Raw genomic sequence first — 20,790 nt, 5'->3', positions numbered from 1 at the left:
TGCAAGCCTAGAACCCGCGACTGACACCTGGGCCGGTACCGCGAACGGAGACCGAGGCGCGAGGCGCCGGTCAGAGCCCGCCCGCCAGCCGGTAGTACGCCGCGTTCCAGCGCACCTCTTTGGTGAATTCGCGCAGCGTGGTGGTCTCGTCGATCACCAGCAGTTCGGTGCGGGCCATGCGTGCGAAGTCGTCGAACGCTTCGACGCCGACGGCGGTCGACATCACCGTGTGGTGTGCACCACCGGCCTGCAGCCATGCCGCCGTGCTGGTCGCGAAGTCGGGTCGCGGCTCCCAGACGGCGCGTCCGACGGGAAGTTTCGGCAGCGGGGCGGTCGGCGGCACCACGTCGACGACGTTGGCGACCAGCCGGAACCGGTCCCGCATATCCGACAGCGCCACCACGACGCCGGGGCCGGAGTCGGCCGTGAAGACCAGGCGCACGGGGTCGTCTTTGCCGCCGATGCCGAGCGGATGCACTTCGAGCGTCGGGCGCGCGCTCGTCAGCGTCGGGCAGACTTCGAGCATGTGCGCCCCGAGGATCTTCTCGGCGCCCGGAGTCAGGTCGTACGTGTAGTCCTCCATCAGGGATGCCCCACCCGGCAGGCCCGCTCCCATCACCTTCGCGGCGCGCACCAGCACTGCCGTCTTCCAGTCGCCTTCAGCGCCGAAACCGTAGCCGTCGGCCATCAGGCGCTGCACAGCGAGGCCCGGCAGCTGCTTCAGGCTGCCGAGGTCTTCGAAGCTGGTCGTGAACGCGGCGAAGTCGCCGCCTTCGAGGAACGACCGCAACCCGAGCTCGATCGCCGCGCCGTCCCGCAACGACTGGTGGCGGTCGCCACCGCGTCGCAGTTCCGGCACGACCTCGTAGAGGTCTTCGTACTCGGCCACGAGTGCGTGGATGTCGGATGCGGTGGCCGCGTCGACCGCATCCGCCAGCTCGTTCACCCCCCACGTGTTCACCTGCACCCCGAAGCGCAGCTCCGCCTCGGTCTTGTCCCCTTCCGTCACGGCGACGTAGCGCATGTTGTCGCCGAAGCGGGCGAGTTTCAGGGAACGCGTGGCCGCCCATCCGGCTGCAGCGCGCATCCACGTGCCGACGCGGCTCGTCACCCGCGGGTCGGAGACGTGGCCGACGACCGTCGTGCGGTCGACGCCGAGCCTGGTCTGGATGTACCCGAACTCGCGGTCGCCGTGAGCAGCCTGGTTGAGGTTCATGAAATCGAAGTCGATGTCGGCCCACGGCAGCTCGACGTTCGCCTGCGTGTGCAGGTGCAGCAGCGGCTTGCGGAGCGCGTCGAGGCCGGCGATCCACATCTTGGCCGGGCTGAAGGTGTGCATCCACGCGATCAGTCCGATCACGGCGTCGTCACTGTTCGCGTCGAGCGCGGCACGTCGGATGGCGTCGGCGTCGCTCAGCACGGGCTTCCAGACGATGCGCACGGGCACGTCATCGGCCGCCCCGAGGGTCTCGGCGATGGCACGGGACTGGTCGGCGACCTGCCGCAGCGTCTCCTCGCCGTACAGGTGCTGACTGCCGGTCAGGAACCAGACTTCGTAGTGGTCGAGGGTTGTGGCCGGTTTCGGCATCAGTGGAGTTCCTTTTCGGTCGGTTGGCCGTAGACGTGCTGGTAGCGGGCGAAGAGCGCGTCGATCGCGTCTCGCGGGATGAGGATGAGCGGGCCGCCCTGGCGAGCGATGTGCACGGTGCGCGCCACATCCTCGAGCATCACCGCGGCTTTCACGGCGTCACGGGCATCGCGTCCGATCGTGAACGGGCCGTGGTTCTGCATGAGGACCGCACGTGAACGATGACCGGTGAGCGTTGAGACGATGCCGCGCCCGATCGAGTCGTCGCCGATGATCGCGAACGGGCCGACCGGGATGTCCCCGCCGAACTCGTCGGCCATCGCTGTGATCACACACGGAATGGGCTCGCCCCGGGCCGCCCACGCGGTCGCATACGTCGAATGGGTGTGCACGACTCCGCCGACGTCGGGCATGTTGCGGTAGACGTAGGCGTGCGCGGCTGTGTCGCTCGATGGGGCGCGATCACTGCCCGGCGTGCCCGGGACGACCGCGCCGTCGAGGTCGCAGAGGATCATGGTGTGCGGTGCGAGATCGTCGTAGTCGACACCGCTCGGCTTGATGACGAACAGGTCGGCGCCGGGGACGCGACCGGACACGTTGCCGCCGGTCCACACGACGAGGCCGTTCGACACGAGATACCCGTGGAGGTCAGCGACATCGGCGCGGATGCGGTCGATCGCCTGCTCGACCTCAGGAGCGAAGGTCGGCGCGGTCACAGGGAGGCTCCTTCGACGGCAGGGGTCTCGGTATCGGATTCGGGGCCGGTCGTGTCGACGGCCGCAGCGTGGCGTGGTGTGCGGGGGACGGCATCCGCTGCACGCCCCGCGAGGGCTTCGCGGCGAAGCGCGCGGAGCCGGTGCATCACGTCGTTGCCGCCGCGTCCGAAATAGTCGTGCAGTACGCGGTACTCGGCGAAAAGACGGTCGTATGCGGCGGCCGACTCTTCGTTCGGCGTGTAGACGGCGCGATCCAGCTTGCCCATCGCGGCTCCGGCGGCCCGCACATCCGGATAGGCGCCTGCGGCCACCGCGGCGTGAATCGCCGAGCCGAGCGCGGGACCCTGCTCGCTGGCGATCGTCGAAATCGGCAGCCGCAGTACGTCGGAGTAGACCTGCATGAGGAACGCATTCTTCAGCAGGCCGCCGGCGACGATGAACTCGGTCACCGGAACCCCGCTCGCCGCAAAAGTCTCGACGATCGTGCGGGTGCCGAACGCGGTGGCCTCGAGCAGGGCGCGGTAAATTTCCTCGGGCCTCGTCGAGAGTGTCGTGCCCAGCACCACCCCGGAGAGCTCATGGTCGACCAGCACCGACCGGTTGCCGGAATGCCAGTCGAGAGCCACCAGGCCGTGACCGCCGACCGGCTGGTCCTCGATGAGCGAGGTCAGATACTGGTGGATGCTCACCCCGGCGTCGCGCGCAGCATCGGTGTAGCTCTTCGGAACCTGGTTGTCGACGTACCACGCGAAGATGTCGCCGACACCGGACTGGCCGGCTTCGTAGCCGTAGAGGCCGGAGACGATACCTCCGTCGACCACGCCGCACATACCGGGGACCTCGGTGAGGATGTCGCCGTTCATCACGTGGCAGGTGGACGTTCCCATGATGGCCACCATCTGGCCGGGCTGGACTGCCTGGGCCGCAGGGGCTGTCACGTGCGCGTCGACGTTGCCGACGGCGACGGCGATGCCCTCGGGAAGGCCGGTCCATTCCGCGGCCTGCGCAGACAGGGTTCCTGCGGCGTCGCCGAGCTGGCCGATCTCGTGGGCGACCTTGTCGTCGGCGAAACCGTCGAAGTCGGGGTTGAGTGCGGCGAGGAAGTCGCGGCTCGGGTACTGCCCGTCCTGCAGGATGCCCTTGTAGCCGGCCGTGCACGCGTTGCGCACGTAGCGACCGGTCAGCTGCCAGACGATCCAGTCTGCGGCCTCCACCCAGTGGTCCATGCGCTCGTAGATCTCGGGGTCTTCCTCAAGGAGCTGCAGCCCCTTCGCGAACTCCCACTCGCTCGAGATCAGCCCGCCGTACCGCGGCAGCCAGCTCTCGCCGCGCTCGGCCGCGAGTGCGTTGATGCGGTCGGCCTGAGGCTGTGCGGCGTGATGCTTCCAGAGCTTCACATACGCGTGCGGCCGGCCGGAGAACTCGGCGAGCTCGCTGAGCGGGGTGCCGTCGGCCGTTACCGGGAGGATGGTGCACGCAGTGAAGTCGGTACCGATTCCGATCACGTTTGCGGGGTCGATGCCCGCCTGACGGACGGCCTGCGGAACAGCGGTGCGGAGCACCTCCACATAGTCGCCCGGCACCTGCAGGGCCCAGTCGGGAGGAAGCGTCGTACCGGTCGAAGCCAGCCTCGAATCCATGACAGCGTGGGGATAGTCGAGCACTGCCGAACCGAGCTCGGCCCCGTCGGAGACGCGTACGACGACTGCTCGCCCGGAGAGCGTGCCGTAGTCGATACCGATGACGTAGCGATCCTGGCTTGCGCCGGCCGGCTCAGTGTTCGTCACGATGACTCCTTTGTCGCGGCCTCTGGTCGCTTGAGTTGCTGGTCCGTTCGTTAATGTGAACGGTAACATTTGCGGTCTATCGTACACGCGGACTCCCGCACGCTGTCAAGCCGGCGGGTTCGCGACGCGGCCGCGTCGGGGTGGGGCGGGGCGGGTCGAGGCGGGGCAGGGCAGGGTCGGGGCGGGGCGGGGCAGGGCGGATCGGGGCGGCGAATCGTGCTCATAAAACAGGAGATCGTGTGACGGATGTGGCCCCTGCGACGGAATCCGGGCATCCGGATGCGCTTCTGCCACTCCTGTAACACGAACTCCTGTTTTACGAACAACCAGGGTCGGGCCCGACGAAGCCGCGTCCGCCCGCGCGTCGTTCATAAAACAGGAGATCGTGTGACGGATGTGGCCCCTGCGACCGATTCCGGGCATCCAGATGCGCTTCAGTCACTCCTGTCACACGAACTCCTGTTTTACGAACAGAAGAGAACGCCCCGAACCGTGAAGGGGAAGCGGAAGCGGGAGCGGGAGCGGGAGCGGAAGCGGGAGACTGCCCGACGGGAGAAGGCCCGTCAGCGGGAGGAGGGGCGCGCGGTCGACGCGCGCACGATCAGCTCGGGCTGAACGAACTCGCCGACCGGTGACGTGACGCCGTCGATGTCCGCGAGGAGCAGCGCGATGCAGCGCCTTCCCAGCTCGGCGAAGTCCTGGCGCACCGTGGTGAGCGGCGGCCAGAAGTGCGCGGCTTCGGGGATGTCATCGAACCCGACGACACTGATGTCGGTGGGAACATCCAGGCCTGCATCGCGGACTGCGTGGAGCACCCCCAGCGCCATCTGGTCGTTCGAGGAGAACACCGCGGTCACGCTGGTGTCCGCGAGCAGCGCGCGACCGGCCTGGTAGCCGAAGTCGGCCGTCCAGTCGCCGAGGACCGCCTCCGTGTGGAGGAGCCCTGCCGAGTCGAGTTCGTCGAAGAAGCCTTTCATTCTGGCGCGGGCTTCGAGCCAGTCCTGGGGCCCGGCCAGGTGGACGATGCGCCGGTGACCCAGGTCGATCAGGTGGCGCGTGGCCTTGCGCGCGCCGGCGATCTGGTCGACGGAGAGTTCGTGGCCTTCGAGGACACCGGCCGTCTGCATGGTGACGTACGGCACGCCGATCGACACCGCAGAGATCGCCTCGAGCACCGGCGCCTGCGGGGCGACGACGACGATGCCTTCGACCGCCTGGGCCATCAGGTGGTCGATCGCCGCCACGATGTCCTCGTGATTGAGGCTGCCGAGATGCGCCACCGTGACGTAGTAGCCGGCGTCGCGTGCGGCATCCTCGATGGCACTGATACTGCTCGCGGGGCCGTAGAGCGAGGCGGCGGATGCGGCGAGCACTCCGATCGTATTGGACCGGCTGGTCACGAGCGCCCGAGCTGCGCGGTTCGGGCGGTACTGCAGCTCGTCCATGACGGCGAGAACGCGCTGCTTGGTGGATTCCCGGATGCTCGGGTGATGGTTGATCACGCGCGACACGGTCTGGTGCGACACCCCGGCCATCCGCGCGACGTCACGCATGCTGGGCGCGCGGCCTTTGGGCGTCTCTTCGGTCACGCGGTCATTCCGATCGGTCGGCATTCGCACCTGCACACTGCGGCTGCGACGGTCTCCATTATGCCCGCGCGCCGGCCGCACGCCCCGAGCACAGGAAAAAGCGGCCAATGAGCGCCTTAGGATGCTTCTTCCTGTACCCGACGGGCGAGAGAGGCTCGCGCGCGGCGCGATTGCGTAGCGCGCGTGCGCAGCGCGCGTGCGCAGCTACGGGCGCTCGGCGGAGAGCGCGCCTGCGGCTCGGTCGGCGGCGTCGCAGGAGTCTGCCGGTTCGAGGGGGTCCGGCAGCCGAGAGGACGGTTCGGCGTCGACCGAACGCACGCGCCAACGGACCCGGCGGCGCATGACCACTCCCACGAGGACCGCGACGAGAGCGATGGCAAACGGGTAGATCAGGTTGGGGCCCGCCAGCACCAGCAGCCCGGCGGCGAAAAGGGATGATGCCGCGGCCATCCACCACCCGAGCGACCAGCGCGGAAGCAGCACGATCGCCGAAGCGACACCGACCCCGTAGACCGATGCCGCGATGCTGGTGTGAACGAGGATGACCGGCTGCAGTTCGCCGATCGACATCACGAACACGGAATAGACGGCCATGATCGCGGCAGAGAGCAACAGCCCGCGACGGGCCACTCCCCCGTTCTCGACGCCGCGCCCGAACCATCGCGGAAGGTCGCCGTCGCGACCCATCGCGGCGCCCAGTTTGCTGAATGCGGCGAGGTAGGCGTTGAACACCCCGGTGACGACGATGGCGGCGATCGCTGCGACGACGATTCCGCCGCTGCGTCCGCTCGAGACGAGAACGAGGTCGAGCAGGGGCACAGCGCTCTTGGCCGCCTGGCTGCCGAGCACCGTCACCGTGACCGTCTGGATGGCGAGGTAGGCGACGGATACGATCACGAGCGCCAGCGCGGTGGCCCGCGGGATGTCCCGGTTCGGATGCCGGAACTCGCCGCCGATGCCGGCCACGGCCTCCCATCCGGCGAAGGCCCAGATATACAGGCTCATCGCGGCACCCACCCCCGAGAGGCCGTGGGGCAGGAACGGCGTGAGGTTGGCCGCATCGGCGTGGGGCAGCGCCGAGGCGAGCACGAAGACGAGCACGGCAACGAGTGCCGCGGAGAGCACCAGCTGCAGCCACCCGGCGAAGCGGACGCCGAACGCTGTCACAACGACCGGGATGGCGATGAGCGCGATCGCGATCACCACCGTCGTGGTGCGCGTGCCGCCCATCACGGCGACGACGTACTCGGCGGTCATGAGAGCGGCGATCGGTGCGCCGATCGGGGTGCCGAAGAAGAACCAGTAGCTGATCACGCGCGCCGCCGTCGGACCGAATGCGCGGCGCGCGAAGGTCGCGACCCCGCCCGCATCGGGATAGCGACGGGCGAGTGCAGCGAACGTGGACGCAAGTGGAATCGAGATGATCGCCAGTGCTGCCACCGCAAGGATCGCCCCGGGACCGGCGGCAGCAGCGGCGAGCGCAGGCAGCACGAGGATGCCCGTTCCAAGAACCGCGGCGACGTAGAGGGCAGTGCCACCCGCCAGCCCCAGGTGGCCATGCGGAGTCGTCGCTGTGACTGCCTGGGACCAATCAGACACCGGTGGCCCGCTTTCCGTCATGTCTCCATGATGGTGCGGGCCACCGACATCCGGCGCATTTGGTCTATTGCGCTGAGCCGCCAGACAGGTCGTACAGGGTGACCCCGCCGACCGAGCTTGCGGCGAAGTTCTGCTCTACCCAGCTCGCGATGCTGCTCGAGGCGTTGCTCCCTCCGTTCGACTGCCCACCGCCGCCGCCTGCAATGAAGTAGTGCACCTTGCCGGAGGCGACGTCGGCCTTGAACTCGGCCAGGGTCGGCGACGGGTCGCTCCCGTTGAAGCCGCCGATCGGCATGACCGCCTTGCCCGTGGCCAGCTGATAGCCGGCTGCGCTGTTCGACCCGACCGCTGCCGCGACCCACTGGTATGAGGCGGCGTCCTTGAGCAGCAGTGCCTTCACCGCCGCGCTCACGGAACTCGAGTCGAGAAGCCCTCCGGCAGCGCCTCGAGCGCCGCCGGCTTGCGCCCCCGTCGCACCGCCTGCGCCCGCACCGCCTGTCGTCGCACCGCCGGCCGTCCCCTGCGCGGGCGCCTGGCCCGGACCGTTGCCGAACCCACCGGCACCCGGACCGCCCGCACCGCCTGCGACCGCAGCACCACCAGCACCGGCAGGTCCACCCGCACCACCAGGACCACCCTGGCCACCGGGCCGCCCGCCGAAGCCGCCCATCGCACCGCTCACCGTCGGGCCGGCCGTCACGATCGACCCGGCGTGCGGCGTCGTAATCGTTTCGATCGAATACGCGGCGGGCGCGAGCAGGGTGCTCGTCAGCGCCACCGCGATCGTGACGGCTGCGAACATCCGTCCCCGGCGCGGAAGCACCAGCAGCACCGCCGCAACGACGGCGAGCACGACGACCACGAATTTCAGCCAGGGAAGCCAGGCGTCGGCGCGGCTCAGTAGCGCGTACGCCCAGACCCCCGTCCCGAGTACCGTGACCGCGGCGAGGATGCGCACCCACAGCCGTTCCCGTGCCGCCCAGACGGCGCCGGCCCCGATCGCAACCACCCCCGCGAGCGCCGGTGCGAGTGCCACCGTGTAGTAGGCGTGGAAGATGCCGGCCATGAAACTGAAGGCGAGGGCGGTGACGATGAGCCAGCCGCCGAACAGGAGCAGTGTCGCGCGGCGCGCATCCGTTCGCTTCGCCACCCGGCCGAGCACCAGAGCTGCGACGAAGAGCACCAGTGCCGCGGGAAGCAGCCAGGCGATCTGCCCGCCGACCTCGTTCTCGAAGAGCCGGAAGATTCCCGTCGCGCCCCACATTCCCGCTCCCCCGCCGGCGGCACCGGCGCCGGCCGCTCCGCCTCCCGTGACGCTTCCGGTCTCGTTGCCGGTCAGGCGTCCGAGGCCGTTGTACCCGAAGGTCAGCTCGAGGAAGCTGTTCGTCTGAGAGCCCCCGATGTACGGCCGCATCGAGGCCGGAACGAGTTCGACGATCGCGACCCACCATCCGGCTGAGACGACGACCGCGCCGAGTGCCGCGAGCAGGTGCCCGAGCCGCCTGCGGACTGACACAGGCGCGACCGCCAGGTAGACCCCCGCGAGCACGGGGAGGATCAGGAACGCCTGGAGCTGCTTGGTGAGGAACCCGAATCCGACGGCGACTCCGGCCCAGATCAGCCAGCGGAGGCGACCCGACTCGATGGCCCGCAGCGTGAAGTACGTCGCCGCCGTCAGCAGCAGCACGAGCAGCGCATCCGGGTTGTTGAAACGGAACATCAGGGCCGCGACCGGGGTGACCGCCAGCACGCCACCGGCGAGCAACGCCGTGCGGGCCGAGAAGTTGCGCCGCACGATGCAGTAGACGAGCGCCACGGTCGCGACACCCATCACGGCCTCGGGAACGAGGATGCTCCACGAACTCAGTCCGAACACCCGCACCGAGAGCGCCATGATCCACAGGCTCGCCGGTGGCTTGTCGACCGTGATCGAGTTGGCCGCGTCGCTCGAACCGTAGAAGAAGGCCTCCCAGTTCACCGACCCCGCCTGCACGGCCGCCGAGTAGAACGAGTTCGCCCAGCCGCTGGCGGCCAGATCCCAGAGGTACAGCAGTGCTGTGAGAGCGAGCAGGCCCAGAAGGGCCGGCCGCTCCCACGCCGCCGATTCAGCTTTGCCACGGATCACCCAGCGGCCGGCAGAGCGCATGCGGTCGCCGAGCGAGGCCGCACGTGTCGTCGTCGGGCCGGCAGGGGCCGTAGAGCTTGTCGCGCCCGCAGGCGCCGTAGTGGTCGTTGCGCCCGCAGGCGCCGTGGTCGTCGCGCCGGCAGGTGCCGTAGTCGTTGCGCTCATGAGGGGTTCGCTTCCTGTCGGAGGCCGTCGGCGACGGCCGTCTTTCGATCGGATGGTGTGGGTGCGTTGGCATGCGGCCCACGGCTGTGCGGTTGGTGGCTGACGCTCGCATCCGGGCCGCCACTCGCCGGCGGAGGCGTCGGCGCCTCCGCGACCCCGCGGCGCACCTGCGCACGGAACACCCAGAGCCGGAGCAGCGCGAACCGCACGAGCGTTGCGAGCAGGTTTGCGATCGTCAGCACGATCAGTTCGACCTGGGCGGGTGCGTTCGGCGCCGCGACGTTCAGCAGCACCAGCGACCCACTCGTCATCGCCCACGCGATGCCGAAGACGATCAGACCCTGGAACTGGTGCCTCACCGCCCCGGGTCTGCCCCGCACTCCGAAGGTGAACCGGCGGTTCGCCCAGGTGTTGGCGAGTGTCGTGAGCAGCAGCGCGACGAAGTTCGCCGCCTGCGCGGCCATGACCCCCTGAAGCACGAGGTAGAGCAGCGCGAACGCCGCGGTGGAGAGCACACCGACCGCAGCGAACCGCACGACCTGGCCGAAGAACCCGGGCACGCGCGGAGGCTCGAACGGCCTTCGCCCGAATTCCGCATAGATCGCTTCGAGCGGGATGCGGCCTCGCGCGATGTTCGACCCCACCCGGAGCATCCCGCGGATGTCCTCCACAGCGGTTCCCACGATGTCGACGGAGCTGTCGGGGTCGTCGACCCAGTCGACCGGGATCTCGTGGATGCGCATCCCGGCCCGCTCGGCGAGGATGAGCAGCTCGGTGTCGAAGAACCACGCGTCGTCTTCCACGAGCGGCAGGAGGCGGTCGGCGACGTCGCGACGGATCGCTTTGAACCCGCACTGCGCATCCGTGAACCCGACCGACATCGTGCGGCGCAGCAGCAGGTTGTAGCTGCGTGAGATGAATTCGCGTTTGCCGCCGCGGCTGACCCTGGCGGTGCGGCCGAGCCTGGTGCCGATCGCGAGGTCCGAGTGGCCCGACAGCAGTGGGGCCACCAGGGGCGGCAGTGCGGCCAGGTCAGTGGAGAGGTCCTCGTCGAGGTAAACGAGCACCTCGGCCGGCGAACTGCCCCACACGTGTTTGAGCGCCCTCCCGCGACCCTTCTGTGCCAGGTGCACCGCGATGACGTCGCCGAGCTCGGAAGCGAGGCGGTCCGCGATCGCGGGGGTCTCATCCGTGCTCGCGTTGTCCGCGATGGTGATCCGCCAGGCGACGTCGACCTGCCCGGTGAGGTAGTCGTGGAGCCGGCGGATGCTGGTGTCGAGCGTCGCCTGCTCGTTGTACACGGGCACGACGATGTCGAGGGAGAGAGGGAGGGATGTGTTCGACATCCCCACACTCTGAGTGGACTACATCGCTCGGCCCTGTGGTGCCCCTATGAGCGCCTTAAGTCGTTTCAACGGGCGAGCGCGGCCTCGATGTCGGCGAGCAGGTCGGCTTCATCTTCGATGCCGACGGACAGGCGGATGACGTTGTCCGGCACCTCGAGGGCCGTTCCGCGCACCGAGGCGTGCGTCATCTCCGACGGGTAGCCGATCAGCGATTCGACGCCGCCGAGCGACTCCGCGAGCTGGAAGATGGTCGTCGATTCGGCGAACCGGCGGGCGGCGGCGGCACCCCCGGCGAGCGCCACGGAGAGCATCCCGCCGAATCCGCTCATCTGTCGCGCGGCGAGCGCGTGGCCCGGATGCGTCGGCAGGCCCGGGTAGTTGACGGCAACGATCGCGGGATGGCCGACCAGCGCCTCCGCGATCGCCTGTGCGTTGGCGCAGTGGCGCGCCATCCGCACCCCCAGGGTCTTGATCCCCCGTACGGTGAGCCACGCATCCATCGGCGACGAGACGGCGCCCGCCGCGAACTGGATGAACCCGACCTGCGCGGCGAGCTCCTCGTCGTCGATGACGAGCGCGCCGCCGATCACGTCGGAGTGGCCGCCCAGGTACTTCGTCGTCGAATGCACGATCACGTCGGCGCCGAGCGTGAGCGGCTGCTGGAGTGCTGGGGACGCGAACGTATTGTCGACGACGACGAGCGCACCGACCGCGTGACCGAGTTCTGCGAGCGCAGCGATGTCGCTGATCTTCATCAGCGGGTTGCTCGGCGTCTCTATCCAGAGGATGCGGGTGCCGTCTATCGCGAGTGCCGCACGTGCCGCGTCGAGATCGCCGAGGTCGACCGTCGTGTTCCGCACGCCCCAGGCGCCGTGCACCCGGTCGATGAGGCGGTGCGTTCCCCCGTAGACGTCGTTGCCGAGCACGACATGGTCGCCGGGTTTCAGCACCGCCCTGAGCAGCGCGTCCTCCGCAGCCAGACCGGACGAGAACGAGAACGCGCGCCTGCCGCCCTCGAGCGACGCGAGCAACGTCTCGAGCGACGTGCGCGTCGGATTGCCGGACCGCCCGTACTCGTAGCCACCGTGCAGGACGCCGATGCCGTCCTGCACGAACGTCGCGGTCTGGTAGATCGGCGGGATGATCGCACCGGTAGCCGGGTCGAACTCCTGGCCGTCGTGGATGGCGCGTGTGTCGAAGCCCTGGCGGGTGTCTGCCATGGTGATGTGTCCTTACGTGGGTTCGCCTGAGCTCACGCAGTCATGCGCTCAGGAAGTTCAGCAGGTCCTGACGGGTCAGTACGGCGACCGGTTTGCCCTCGTCGGTGACGAGGAGTGCCGCGGCCGTGCCCAGTGCGACGCGTGCAGCGGAGACCGGCTCGTTCGCTCCGATGAGGCCGAGGGGTTCGCCCGTGAAAGGGCCGATGTCGTCGTTCATCTGCGCCCGGCCGGTGAACACGGCGTCGAGCAGTGCGGTCTCGTCGATCGCGCCGGCGACCTCGCCGATCACCACCGGCGGTTCCGCCGTGAGTACCGGAAGCTGGGAGACGCCGTACTGCGCCATGATCTGGATCGCGTCGCGCACGGTATCGCTCGGATGCACGTGAACGAGATCGGGCAGGTCGCGGCTCTTGGTGCCGATGATGTCGTGCACCGTCGCCTCGTGCGGCACGTCGCTGAAACCGTAGGAGCGCATCCACTTGTCGTTGAAGATCTTGCCGAGGTAGCCTCGCCCGCCGTCGGGCAGGATCACGACCACGACGTCGTCGGGGCCCAGGTCGGCTGCAGCCCGGAGGGCGGCGACGACGGCCATGCCGCTCGAACCGCCGACGAGGAGGCCTTCCTCGCGGGCGAGACGCCGGGTCATCGCGAACGAGTCTGCGTCGGAGACCGGGATGACCTCATCCACGACGCTCGGGTCGTACGCGGCGGGCCAGAAATCCTCGCCGACCCCCTCGACGAGATAGGGGCGACCAGACCCGCCGGAGTACACCGAACCCTCGGGGTCGGCGCCGACGATCCGCACCCGGCCGCCCGACACCTCCTTCAGGTAGCGGCCGACACCGCTGATCGTCCCTCCGGTGCCGACGCCCGCGACGACATGCGTGACGCGCCCGTCGGTGTCGCGCCAGATCTCCGGGCCGGTCGTCTCGTAATGGCTGAGTGGTCCGTTGGGGTTCGCGTACTGGTTCGGCTTGAACGCGCCGGGGATCTCGGCGGCGAGGCGGTCGGACACGCTGTAGTACGAGTCCGGATGCTCGGGCGGCACCGACGTCGGCGTCACGACGATCTCGGCCCCGTACGCCGTCAGCACGTTGCGCTTGTCCTCGCCGACCTTGTCGGGCACCACGAACACGCAACGGTAACCACGCTGTTGCGCCACGAGGGCCAGGCCGACGCCGGTGTTACCGCTCGTCGGCTCGACGATGGTCCCGCCCGGCTTAAGGAGTCCATCGCGTTCGGCGGCATCGATGATGCGCGCCGCGATCCTGTCCTTCGACGAACCGCCGGGATTCAGGTACTCGACTTTGACGAGCACCGTCGCCGCAGTGCCCTCAGCGACCTTGTGGAGCTTGACGAGGGGTGTGTTGCCGACCAGATCGAGGATGGTCTCCGCATACTTCACCCTCACAACCTAACAGGGGCGTCGGCCCGGCAAGGGGCAGCGCGTCATATGACTCCTAGGATGGTGGCCATGCCCGTGTCCGACCTGTCGACGACCGCGCAGGATTACCTGAAGGTGATCTGGGGCGCGACCGAGTGGTCGTCGACGCCGATCACGGTCAAGCAGCTCGCAGAACGGATGGGCGTGCGCGCGGCCACCGTCTCTGACGGGATCCGCCGCCTCGCCGAACAGGGCCTGCTCGTGCACGAGCCGTACGGGAGCATCGAGCTCACCGAGGCGGGTCGCACGCACGCGGTTGCGATGGTCCGGCGGCACCGGCTGCTCGAAACGTTCCTCGTCGAGGTGCTCGGCTACGGCTGGGACGAAGTGCACGACGAGGCCGAGGTGCTGGAGCACGCCGTGTCGGACACCCTCGTCGAACGCATCGACCATCGGCTGGGCTACCCGTCGCGCGACCCGCACGGCGACCCGATCCCGGCCCCCGACGGCACGCCGCACCGACCCGATGCCGTGCCGCTGGTCGAGGCACCGACCGATGTCACACTCGTCGTCACACGCATCTCGGATGCCGACCCGGCCATACTGCGTTACCTCGCCGACCGCGGCATCCGCCTGGACACCGTGCTCACGGTGACCGACCAGCGGGCTTTCGCCGGCGACGCGACCGTACTCCCCGAAGGGTCTGCGGCGCCGGTCGACCTGGGCGCGACCGCCGCATCCGCCGTCTGGGTGTCCGCGCGGCCGTAGGCCCGCCGCGCGCCGCCGTCGCTCGCGAGCGAGCGCTACGCTAGCCCGGCGATCGTGAGCACGACGAGGGCCGCGTTCAGCACGACGACGAGCGCCGCGATCGTCCAGCCGAGGAAGCGCATCCCCCGCCTGTCCGCCCGGTCGCCCATCACGGCTTTGTTCGACGTCAGCCGGATGAGGGGCACCAGCGCGAACGGGATGCCGAGGCTCAGGAACACCTGGCTGATCACTAGAGCCCAGGTCGGCTCCACGCCCGCCGCGAGGATCGCGATCGCCGGGATCAGCGTCACGACCCGACGCAGCAGCAGCGGAACGCGGATCGTCAGCAGCCCCGACATGATCGTCGCACCCGCGTAGCTTCCGACGGATGCCGACGCGAACCCGGATGCGAGCAGCCCGATCGCGAAGACGGCCGCGATCACGGGTCCGAGGGAGGCGGAGATCGCGGCGTGTGCACCCTCGATCGTGGAGGTGCCGGTCTGACCATTCAGGCTCGCCGCCGCGAGCAGGAGCATCGCGATGTTGACTGCACCCGCGATCCCGAGCGCGCCGAACACATCCCATCGGGTCACGCGCAGGAGCCGCGAGACGACCTTCTCATCGAGGTGGTGGCCGTGGCGGTCGCGGGCGAGCGACGAGTGGAGGTAGATGGCGTGCGGCATGACGGTCGCGCCGAGCATGCTCGCGGCGAGCAGCACCGTCGGGGCCCCGTCGAATCGCGGCACGAGGCCGCCGGCAGCCGCACGCCAGTCGACCGGACTCACGAAGAGTCCCGCGAGGAAGCCGATCGCGATCACGGCGAGGAGCCCGACGATGACGGCTTCGAACGAGCGCTGCCCGCGCTGGGACTGCACGGCCAGTATGCCGATCGCCACGACCCCGACGATGAGGCCGCCGAGCGGCAGCGGCAGCCCGAACAGCAGGTTCAGCGCGACGGCTCCACCGATGACCTCGGCCAGGTCGGTGGCTGCGGCCACGAGTTCCGCCTGCACCCAGAAGGCACGCCGCGGCCCGGTCGACAGCCTCTGGCCGAGCAGTTCCGGCAGGCTGGACCCGGTGACGATGCCCAATTTCGCCGACTGGTACTGCACGAAGACGGCGATCGCGTTGGCCGCGACGAGTACCCAGACGAGCAGGTAGCCGTATGCCGAACCGGCCGTCAGATTGGCTGCGACATTGCCGGGATCGACGTAGGCGATGGCCGCCACGAACGCCGGGCCGAGCAGCAGCAGTGCACGAGCGCGCGAGCGACGACCACCCGGCGCACGACGCCTGGTGCGACCCGCGACGTCGACAGACATGGCGTTCTCCCGCACTGGAAATGTTAGTTCAGCCTAACATCCGTGCTCGCCCAGCCGAAGACCCAGAACGGATGCCCGCGCACGGATGCCGGCGCGCTGATTGCCGGCGCGCAGCGCGACGAACCCGGCCGGCCCGGCCGTCAGTCGAGTACGACCGGCGAGCTCTGGGTCTGCTCGGCGTAGAGGCGTGCGTAGACGCCGCCCCGGTCCATGAGCTCACGGTGCGTGCCGCGCTCGACGACCTGGCCGTGGTCGATCACGAAGATCACGTCCGCCGCGACGATCGTCGAGAGCCGGTGCGCGATAGCGATGGTCGTGCGGCCCCTCGATGCCGTGTCGAGCGCTGCCTGCACGATCCGCTCCGAGATGGAGTCCAGCGCGCTCGTTGCCTCGTCGAGGATGAGGACCTCCGGGTTCTTGAGCAGCACGCGGGCGATCGCGATGCGCTGCTTCTCGCCACCCGACAGGCGATAGCCGCGTTCTCCGACGAGCGTCTCGTAGCCGTCGGGGAACCCGGCGATCGTCTCATGAATGTTCGCCTGGCGCGCCGCCGCCTCGATCTGTTCCTGCGTGGCATCCGGTTTCGCGTAGCGGAGATTCTCGGCGATCGACGCGTGGAACAGGTAGGTCTCCTGGCTGACGACCCCGATGTGTGCGACGAGCGACTCCTGCTGCAGGTCGCGCAGTTCCGTGTCGCCGAACACGATCCGGCCCGCCGTCGCATCGTAGAACCGGGGAATGAGATAGGACACCGTGGTCTTGCCCGCCCCGGAGGGCCCCACGAATGCCGCGAACTCACCCGGCTCGATCACGAACGAGACGTCGTCGAGCGTCGCCCGTTCGCCGGGCCGCGCGTCCGGGTAACGGAAGGTGACGTGGTCGAACTCCACGCGGCCGAGGTCGCGGGTGGTGTCGACCGGGACCGCACCAGGCAGGTCGGCGATTGCGGGCTTCAGGTCGAGGTATTCGAAGATGCGCGCGAACAGGGCGCCCGAGGTCTGCAGGTCGAGAGCGACGCGCATGAGCCCGAGGAGCGGGAACAGCAACCGCGCCTGCACGGTGGTGAAGGCGACGATCGTGCCTGCGCTGATATCCGTCGCCCCTCCCAGGATGAGCCAGCCCGCGACCAGGTAAACGATCGCCGGGATGCTCGAGAGGAAGACGTTGACCATCGCGAAGAACCACTGGCCGCTCATCGACTGGCTCACCTGGAGGCGGATCTGGTTCTGGTTCTCGTCGTCGTACCGCCCGACCTCGGTCGCCTGCCGGTTGAAGCTCTTCGACAGCAGGATGCCCGAAACGCTCAGCGTCTCCTGGGTGATCGCCGTCATATCGGAGAGCGACTCCTGCGTCTTGGTCGCGATGCGCGCCCGCACCTGCCCGACGCGCCGCTGGGCGATGACCAGGATAGGCATGAGAATGACGGCGATCACGGTCAGCTGCCAGTTGAGCAGCAGCATGGCGACGAACGCCGCGATCACGGTGACCGTGTTGCCGAGCACGCTGGAGACCGTGTTGGTCAGCACGCTCGCCACGCCCCCCACGTCGTTCTGAAGCCGGGACTGGATGATGCCGGTCTTGGTCTTGGTGAAGAAGCTGAGCTCCATCGACTGCAGGTGGCTGAACAGGCGCACGCGCAGCGCGCCCATCACTTTGTTGCCGACGGATGCGGTCAGGAACGTCTGCCAGACCCCCAGGAGCGCCGACGAGACGAAGACGATGATCATCGCGACGACGATCGAGACGAGCACCGGCATGTCCGGCGTGCCGCTCTTCGGGAAGAGGCCGTCGTCGAACGCGCGCTGCGTGAGCAGCGGAGGCACCACCGACAGGGCCGCGCCGATCAGGACAAGGATGACCGTCATGACGAGGGCACCCTTGTGCGGCGTGAACAGGCCGCTGATGCGCCGCATCAGGTGCGGGATCGTGGGGGCGGTCGCATTCAGGGCCTTCTGCGCCGCGACGTCTCCGCCGCTCACCCGGCCGCCTCGACCGACCATCCCACCGCGCGCAGTACTCACGTTGCGAGCCTACGCTTTCCCCCAGACACTCCTGGCAGCCCCGTCCCCTTCTCTCGGCGCAAGAAGCGTCAGGTCAGCCAGACCGTTCGGTTGGGCGCGAGTGCGCCACCGGACACCGCGTCCGGCTCGCTGGCCAGGAGGATGCGCGCACCGGCCGGAAGCGGAGCCGGCCGCGGACCGAAGTTCGCCAGCACCCGCACACCGCGATTCGTGAAGGCCAGCGTGTTCGCATCCGCCGACGTCCACTCGAGAGCACCCCGGCCGAGCGCATGTTCACGGCGCAGCCGGAGTGCCTCGCGGTACAGCTCCAGGGTGGAACCGGCCACACCCTCCTGCCGGTCGGCGGCGAGCGCCCGGAATGCGGCAGGCTGCGGCAGCCAGCTCGCGCCGGTCGGACTGAAGCCGTACGCCGGCGCATCCGCCACCCAGGGAATCGGCACCCTGGCGCCGTCGCGGCCCGTCTCGACACCGCCGGTACGGGCGAAGCTGGGATCCTGGCGCACCTCGTCGGGCAGCGTGGTGTGCTCGGGGAGCCCCAGCTCCTCCCCTTCGTAGATATAGGCCGACCCCGGGAGTGCGAGCACCATCAGCGTCGCCGCACGTGCTCGGCTCAGCCCGAGCTCCGCATCCGGCTGCTCTTGGTGCGCGCCGATCCCCTTCGGCCAGCTCGTCGCGTCGCGCAGGCCGAACCGGGATGCGTGGCGCACGACGTCATGGTTCGACAGCACCCACGTCGTGGTCGCGCCGACCGCAGCGTTCGTCTGCAGGGCGAGGTCGATGGAGTCCTTCATACCGACGGCGTCCCAGCCGACCGTCATGAACTCGAAATTGAAGGCCTGCTGCATTTCGTCACTGCGCACATATCGACTCAGCCGCTCCGCGGGCGAGACCCAGGCCTCCGCGACCAGGATGCGGTCGCCGCCGTACTCCGCGAGCACCGCGTGCCAGCCGCGGTAGATGTCGTGCACGTCGTCCTGATCCCACATCGGACCGCGGTTTCCACCGCCCTCCAGCTCCGCGGACTTCACGTGCCAGTCGGGGAGGTCGGCCTGCTTGATGAGGCCATGCGCGACGTCGATGCGGAAGCCGTCGACACCACGATCCAGCCAGAACCGGAGGATGTCCTTGAACTCATCGACGACCTCGGGGTTGCGCCAGTTCAGGTCGGGCTGCGCCGGGTCGAACAGGTGGAGGTACCACTGGGGCGCGTCTCGTCCGTCGTCGACCTGCGTCCAGGCGGCGCCGCCGAACACCGATGTCCAGTTGTTGGGGGCGAGTTCACCGTGCTCTCCGAGTCCGTCGCGAAAGAGGTAACGGTCGCGGGCAGGGCTTCCCGGCTCCGCGGCGATCGCTTCGCGGAACCACGCGTGCTCGTTCGATGTGTGGTTCGGAACGAGGTCGACGATCACTCGCAGTCCCCGCTCGTGTGCGGCGGCGAGCAGGGCGTCGAAATCGGCGAGTGTGCCGAACAGCGGGTCGATGTCGCGATAGTCGGCGACGTCGTAACCGGCGTCGGCCTGCGGCGACACATAGAAGGGAGAGAACCAGAGCGCATCGACTCCGAGGGCGGAGAGGTAGCCGAGGTGCTGGACGACACCGCGAAGGTCACCGATACCGTCACCGTCGGAGTCGGCGAACGAGCGCGGGTAGATCTGGTAGATCACGGCATCGCGCCACCAGTCGCCCGCCGAAGCGGCCCCCGTCTGGGGAGGGGACTGCACGTCTGCTTTTTCCGTCATTTCGGCTCCAAATCGTGATGCAAGCGCTTACGTCAAACGCTTGCACATCACCGGGTCACGGTATAGCGTGACGAACCAAGACGCAACCGCGCCTGCACCAAGCAGCTCAACGAGGAGTGAAATGAAAGCAGCACGTCTCTCCGTCATAGCCGGAGTCGCCGTCCTCGGTATCGCACTCGCCGGATGTACCGGCGGGGGGTCATCTGGTGGATCGTCGGGCGGAGACGCCGGCGCCAACCTCACGGGCAAGGGTCCGATCACCTACGTCCAGGGCAAGGACAACAGCAATGTCGTGCGCCCGCTCGTCGACAAGTGGAACACGGCACATCCCAGCGAGAAGGTCACCTTCAAGGAACAGACCGACCAGGCCGACCAGCAGCACGATGACCTCGTGCAGCACTTCCAGGCGAAAGATCCCAACTACGACGTCGTCGATGTCGACGTGGTGTGGACGGGTGAATTCGCTGCGAAGGGATGGCTCCAGCCACTGACCGGCAGCTTCAAGATGGACAACTCGGCGCTCCTTGCACCGACCGTCAAAGCCGGCACATACAACGGCACCCAGTACGCAGCACCACAGACTTCGGATGGAGGCATCCTCTACTACCGCAAAGACCTCGTACCCACGCCGCCCACAACCTGGGATGCCATGCTCAAGGACTGCGCGATCGCCAAGGCGCACAACATCGGTTGCTACGCCGGCCAGTTCTTCAAGTACGAAGGCCTGACAGTGAACGCGGCCGAGGCGATCAACACCAACGGCGGCACCATCGTCGGCGACGACGGCAAGACCGTCACGGTCAACAGCCCAGAAGCGAAGGCCGGGCTCACCCGCCTGACTGACGCGTTCAAGAACGGTGACATCCCCGCAGACGCCATCACCTTCCAGGAGGAGCAGGGCCGCATGGCCTTCGAAGCCGGCAAGCTCCTGTTCCTGCGCAACTGGCCGTACGTGTACAGCCTGGCGAAGACCGACGGAAGCTCGAAGGTCAAGACCACCTTCGGCGTCGCACCCCTCCCGGGCGTGAACGGTCCTGGTGTCTCCAGCCTCGGTGGACACAACGCGGCGATCAGCGTCTACTCCAAGCACAAGGCGACGGCATTCGAGTTCCTGAAGTTCCTGCAGAGCGAAGAGACCCAGAAGTTCTTCGTGACCCAGGGCTCGCTGGCTCCGGTGCTTTCGGCCCTGTACGACGACGCAGCACTGAACACACAGCTGCCGTACCTGTCCACGCTGAAGACGTCGATCTCGAACGCGGTCCCGCGTCCGGTCTCGCCGTTCTACCCGGCCATCACCACAGCCGTTCAGGACAACACCTACGCCGCCCTGAAGGGTGACAAGACTGTTGACCAGGCGCTGAAGGACATGGCGGCCGCCATCCAGACGGCGACATCCGGCGGCTAATAGAAGGAAACGGTCGATCCCGGGCGGTGGAGTCTCA

General features: G+C 68.4%; 14 protein-coding genes. 2 read left to right on the top strand and 12 right to left on the bottom strand.

All coding sequences use genetic code 11. The annotated features are described in order from the left end of the window. Positions 1–70: 70 nt before the first annotated feature. From araA to ACPPVQ_RS05320, 9 genes are all read right to left on the bottom strand, one after another. Positions 71–1,588, bottom strand: coding sequence for an L-arabinose isomerase (gene araA, locus ACPPVQ_RS05360; protein WP_426519386.1), 1,518 nt, complete (start codon positions 1,586–1,588; stop codon positions 71–73). Beyond that, positions 1,588–2,304: an L-ribulose-5-phosphate 4-epimerase gene (locus tag ACPPVQ_RS05355; protein WP_426519384.1), complete on the bottom strand. Its 717-nt coding sequence runs from the start codon at positions 2,302–2,304 to the stop codon at positions 1,588–1,590. The genes araA and ACPPVQ_RS05355 overlap by 1 nt, the downstream gene beginning before the upstream one ends. Then, positions 2,301–4,160 (bottom strand): ribulokinase, encoded by a 1,860-nt coding sequence (gene araB / locus ACPPVQ_RS05350; RefSeq protein WP_426519382.1) that lies wholly within the window; start codon positions 4,158–4,160, stop codon positions 2,301–2,303. The genes ACPPVQ_RS05355 and araB overlap by 4 nt, the downstream gene beginning before the upstream one ends. Positions 4,161–4,654: 494 nt before the next feature. Continuing rightward, positions 4,655–5,704, bottom strand: coding sequence for a LacI family DNA-binding transcriptional regulator (locus ACPPVQ_RS05345; RefSeq protein WP_426519380.1), 1,050 nt, complete (start codon positions 5,702–5,704; stop codon positions 4,655–4,657). A gap of 180 nt (positions 5,705–5,884) precedes the next feature. After that, positions 5,885–7,279, bottom strand: coding sequence for an APC family permease (locus ACPPVQ_RS05340; protein ID WP_426519378.1), 1,395 nt, complete (start codon positions 7,277–7,279; stop codon positions 5,885–5,887). A gap of 64 nt (positions 7,280–7,343) precedes the next feature. Beyond that, entirely contained in the window at positions 7,344–9,569 is a 2,226-nt protein-coding gene (locus ACPPVQ_RS05335; RefSeq protein ID WP_426519376.1) for a glycosyltransferase family 39 protein, read from the bottom strand. Beyond that, entirely contained in the window at positions 9,566–10,915 is a 1,350-nt protein-coding gene (locus ACPPVQ_RS05330) for a glycosyltransferase (RefSeq protein ID WP_426519374.1), read from the bottom strand. Before ACPPVQ_RS05330 ends, ACPPVQ_RS05335 begins: the two co-directional genes overlap by 4 nt. 65 nt (positions 10,916–10,980) lie before the next feature. After that, positions 10,981–12,135 (bottom strand): cystathionine gamma-synthase, encoded by a 1,155-nt coding sequence (locus ACPPVQ_RS05325; protein ID WP_426519372.1) that lies wholly within the window; start codon positions 12,133–12,135, stop codon positions 10,981–10,983. Positions 12,136–12,175: 40 nt separating this feature from the next. Further along, the gene (locus tag ACPPVQ_RS05320) at positions 12,176–13,540 is read right to left on the bottom strand and encodes a cystathionine beta-synthase (protein ID WP_426519370.1); all 1,365 of its coding nucleotides are present in this window, start codon (positions 13,538–13,540) and stop codon (positions 12,176–12,178) included. Between the two features lie 69 nt (positions 13,541–13,609). Between ACPPVQ_RS05320 and ACPPVQ_RS05315 the strand changes: the two genes are divergently transcribed. After that, positions 13,610–14,287, top strand: a complete 678-nt coding sequence (locus ACPPVQ_RS05315) for a metal-dependent transcriptional regulator (protein WP_426519368.1) — start codon at positions 13,610–13,612, stop codon at positions 14,285–14,287. Between the two features lie 35 nt (positions 14,288–14,322). On the opposite strand, the gene ACPPVQ_RS05310 is transcribed toward ACPPVQ_RS05315, so the two are convergent. The 3 genes from ACPPVQ_RS05310 to ACPPVQ_RS05300 form a co-directional block, all read right to left on the bottom strand. Beyond that, positions 14,323–15,588, bottom strand: coding sequence for an Nramp family divalent metal transporter (locus ACPPVQ_RS05310; RefSeq protein WP_426519366.1), 1,266 nt, complete (start codon positions 15,586–15,588; stop codon positions 14,323–14,325). 140 nt (positions 15,589–15,728) lie between these two features. Next, positions 15,729–17,588: an ABC transporter ATP-binding protein gene (locus ACPPVQ_RS05305; protein WP_426521403.1), complete on the bottom strand. Its 1,860-nt coding sequence runs from the start codon at positions 17,586–17,588 to the stop codon at positions 15,729–15,731. 89 nt (positions 17,589–17,677) lie between these two features. Beyond that, on the bottom strand, positions 17,678–19,348 hold the full coding sequence (locus ACPPVQ_RS05300; RefSeq protein ID WP_426519364.1) for a glycoside hydrolase family 13 protein: 1,671 nt from the start codon (positions 19,346–19,348) through the stop codon (positions 17,678–17,680). Positions 19,349–19,469: 121 nt separating this feature from the next. Between ACPPVQ_RS05300 and ACPPVQ_RS05295 the strand changes: the two genes are divergently transcribed. Next, positions 19,470–20,753: an ABC transporter substrate-binding protein gene (locus ACPPVQ_RS05295; RefSeq protein ID WP_426519362.1), complete on the top strand. Its 1,284-nt coding sequence runs from the start codon at positions 19,470–19,472 to the stop codon at positions 20,751–20,753. The last annotated feature ends 37 nt before the right edge of the window (positions 20,754–20,790 follow it).

The organism is Leifsonia sp. McL0618, from assembly GCF_049994905.1.
Taxonomy (GTDB): domain Bacteria; phylum Actinomycetota; class Actinomycetes; order Actinomycetales; family Microbacteriaceae; genus Diaminobutyricibacter.
The sequence above is the reverse complement of the archived record's forward strand: the minus strand, read 5'-3'. Positions and strand labels throughout refer to the sequence as shown.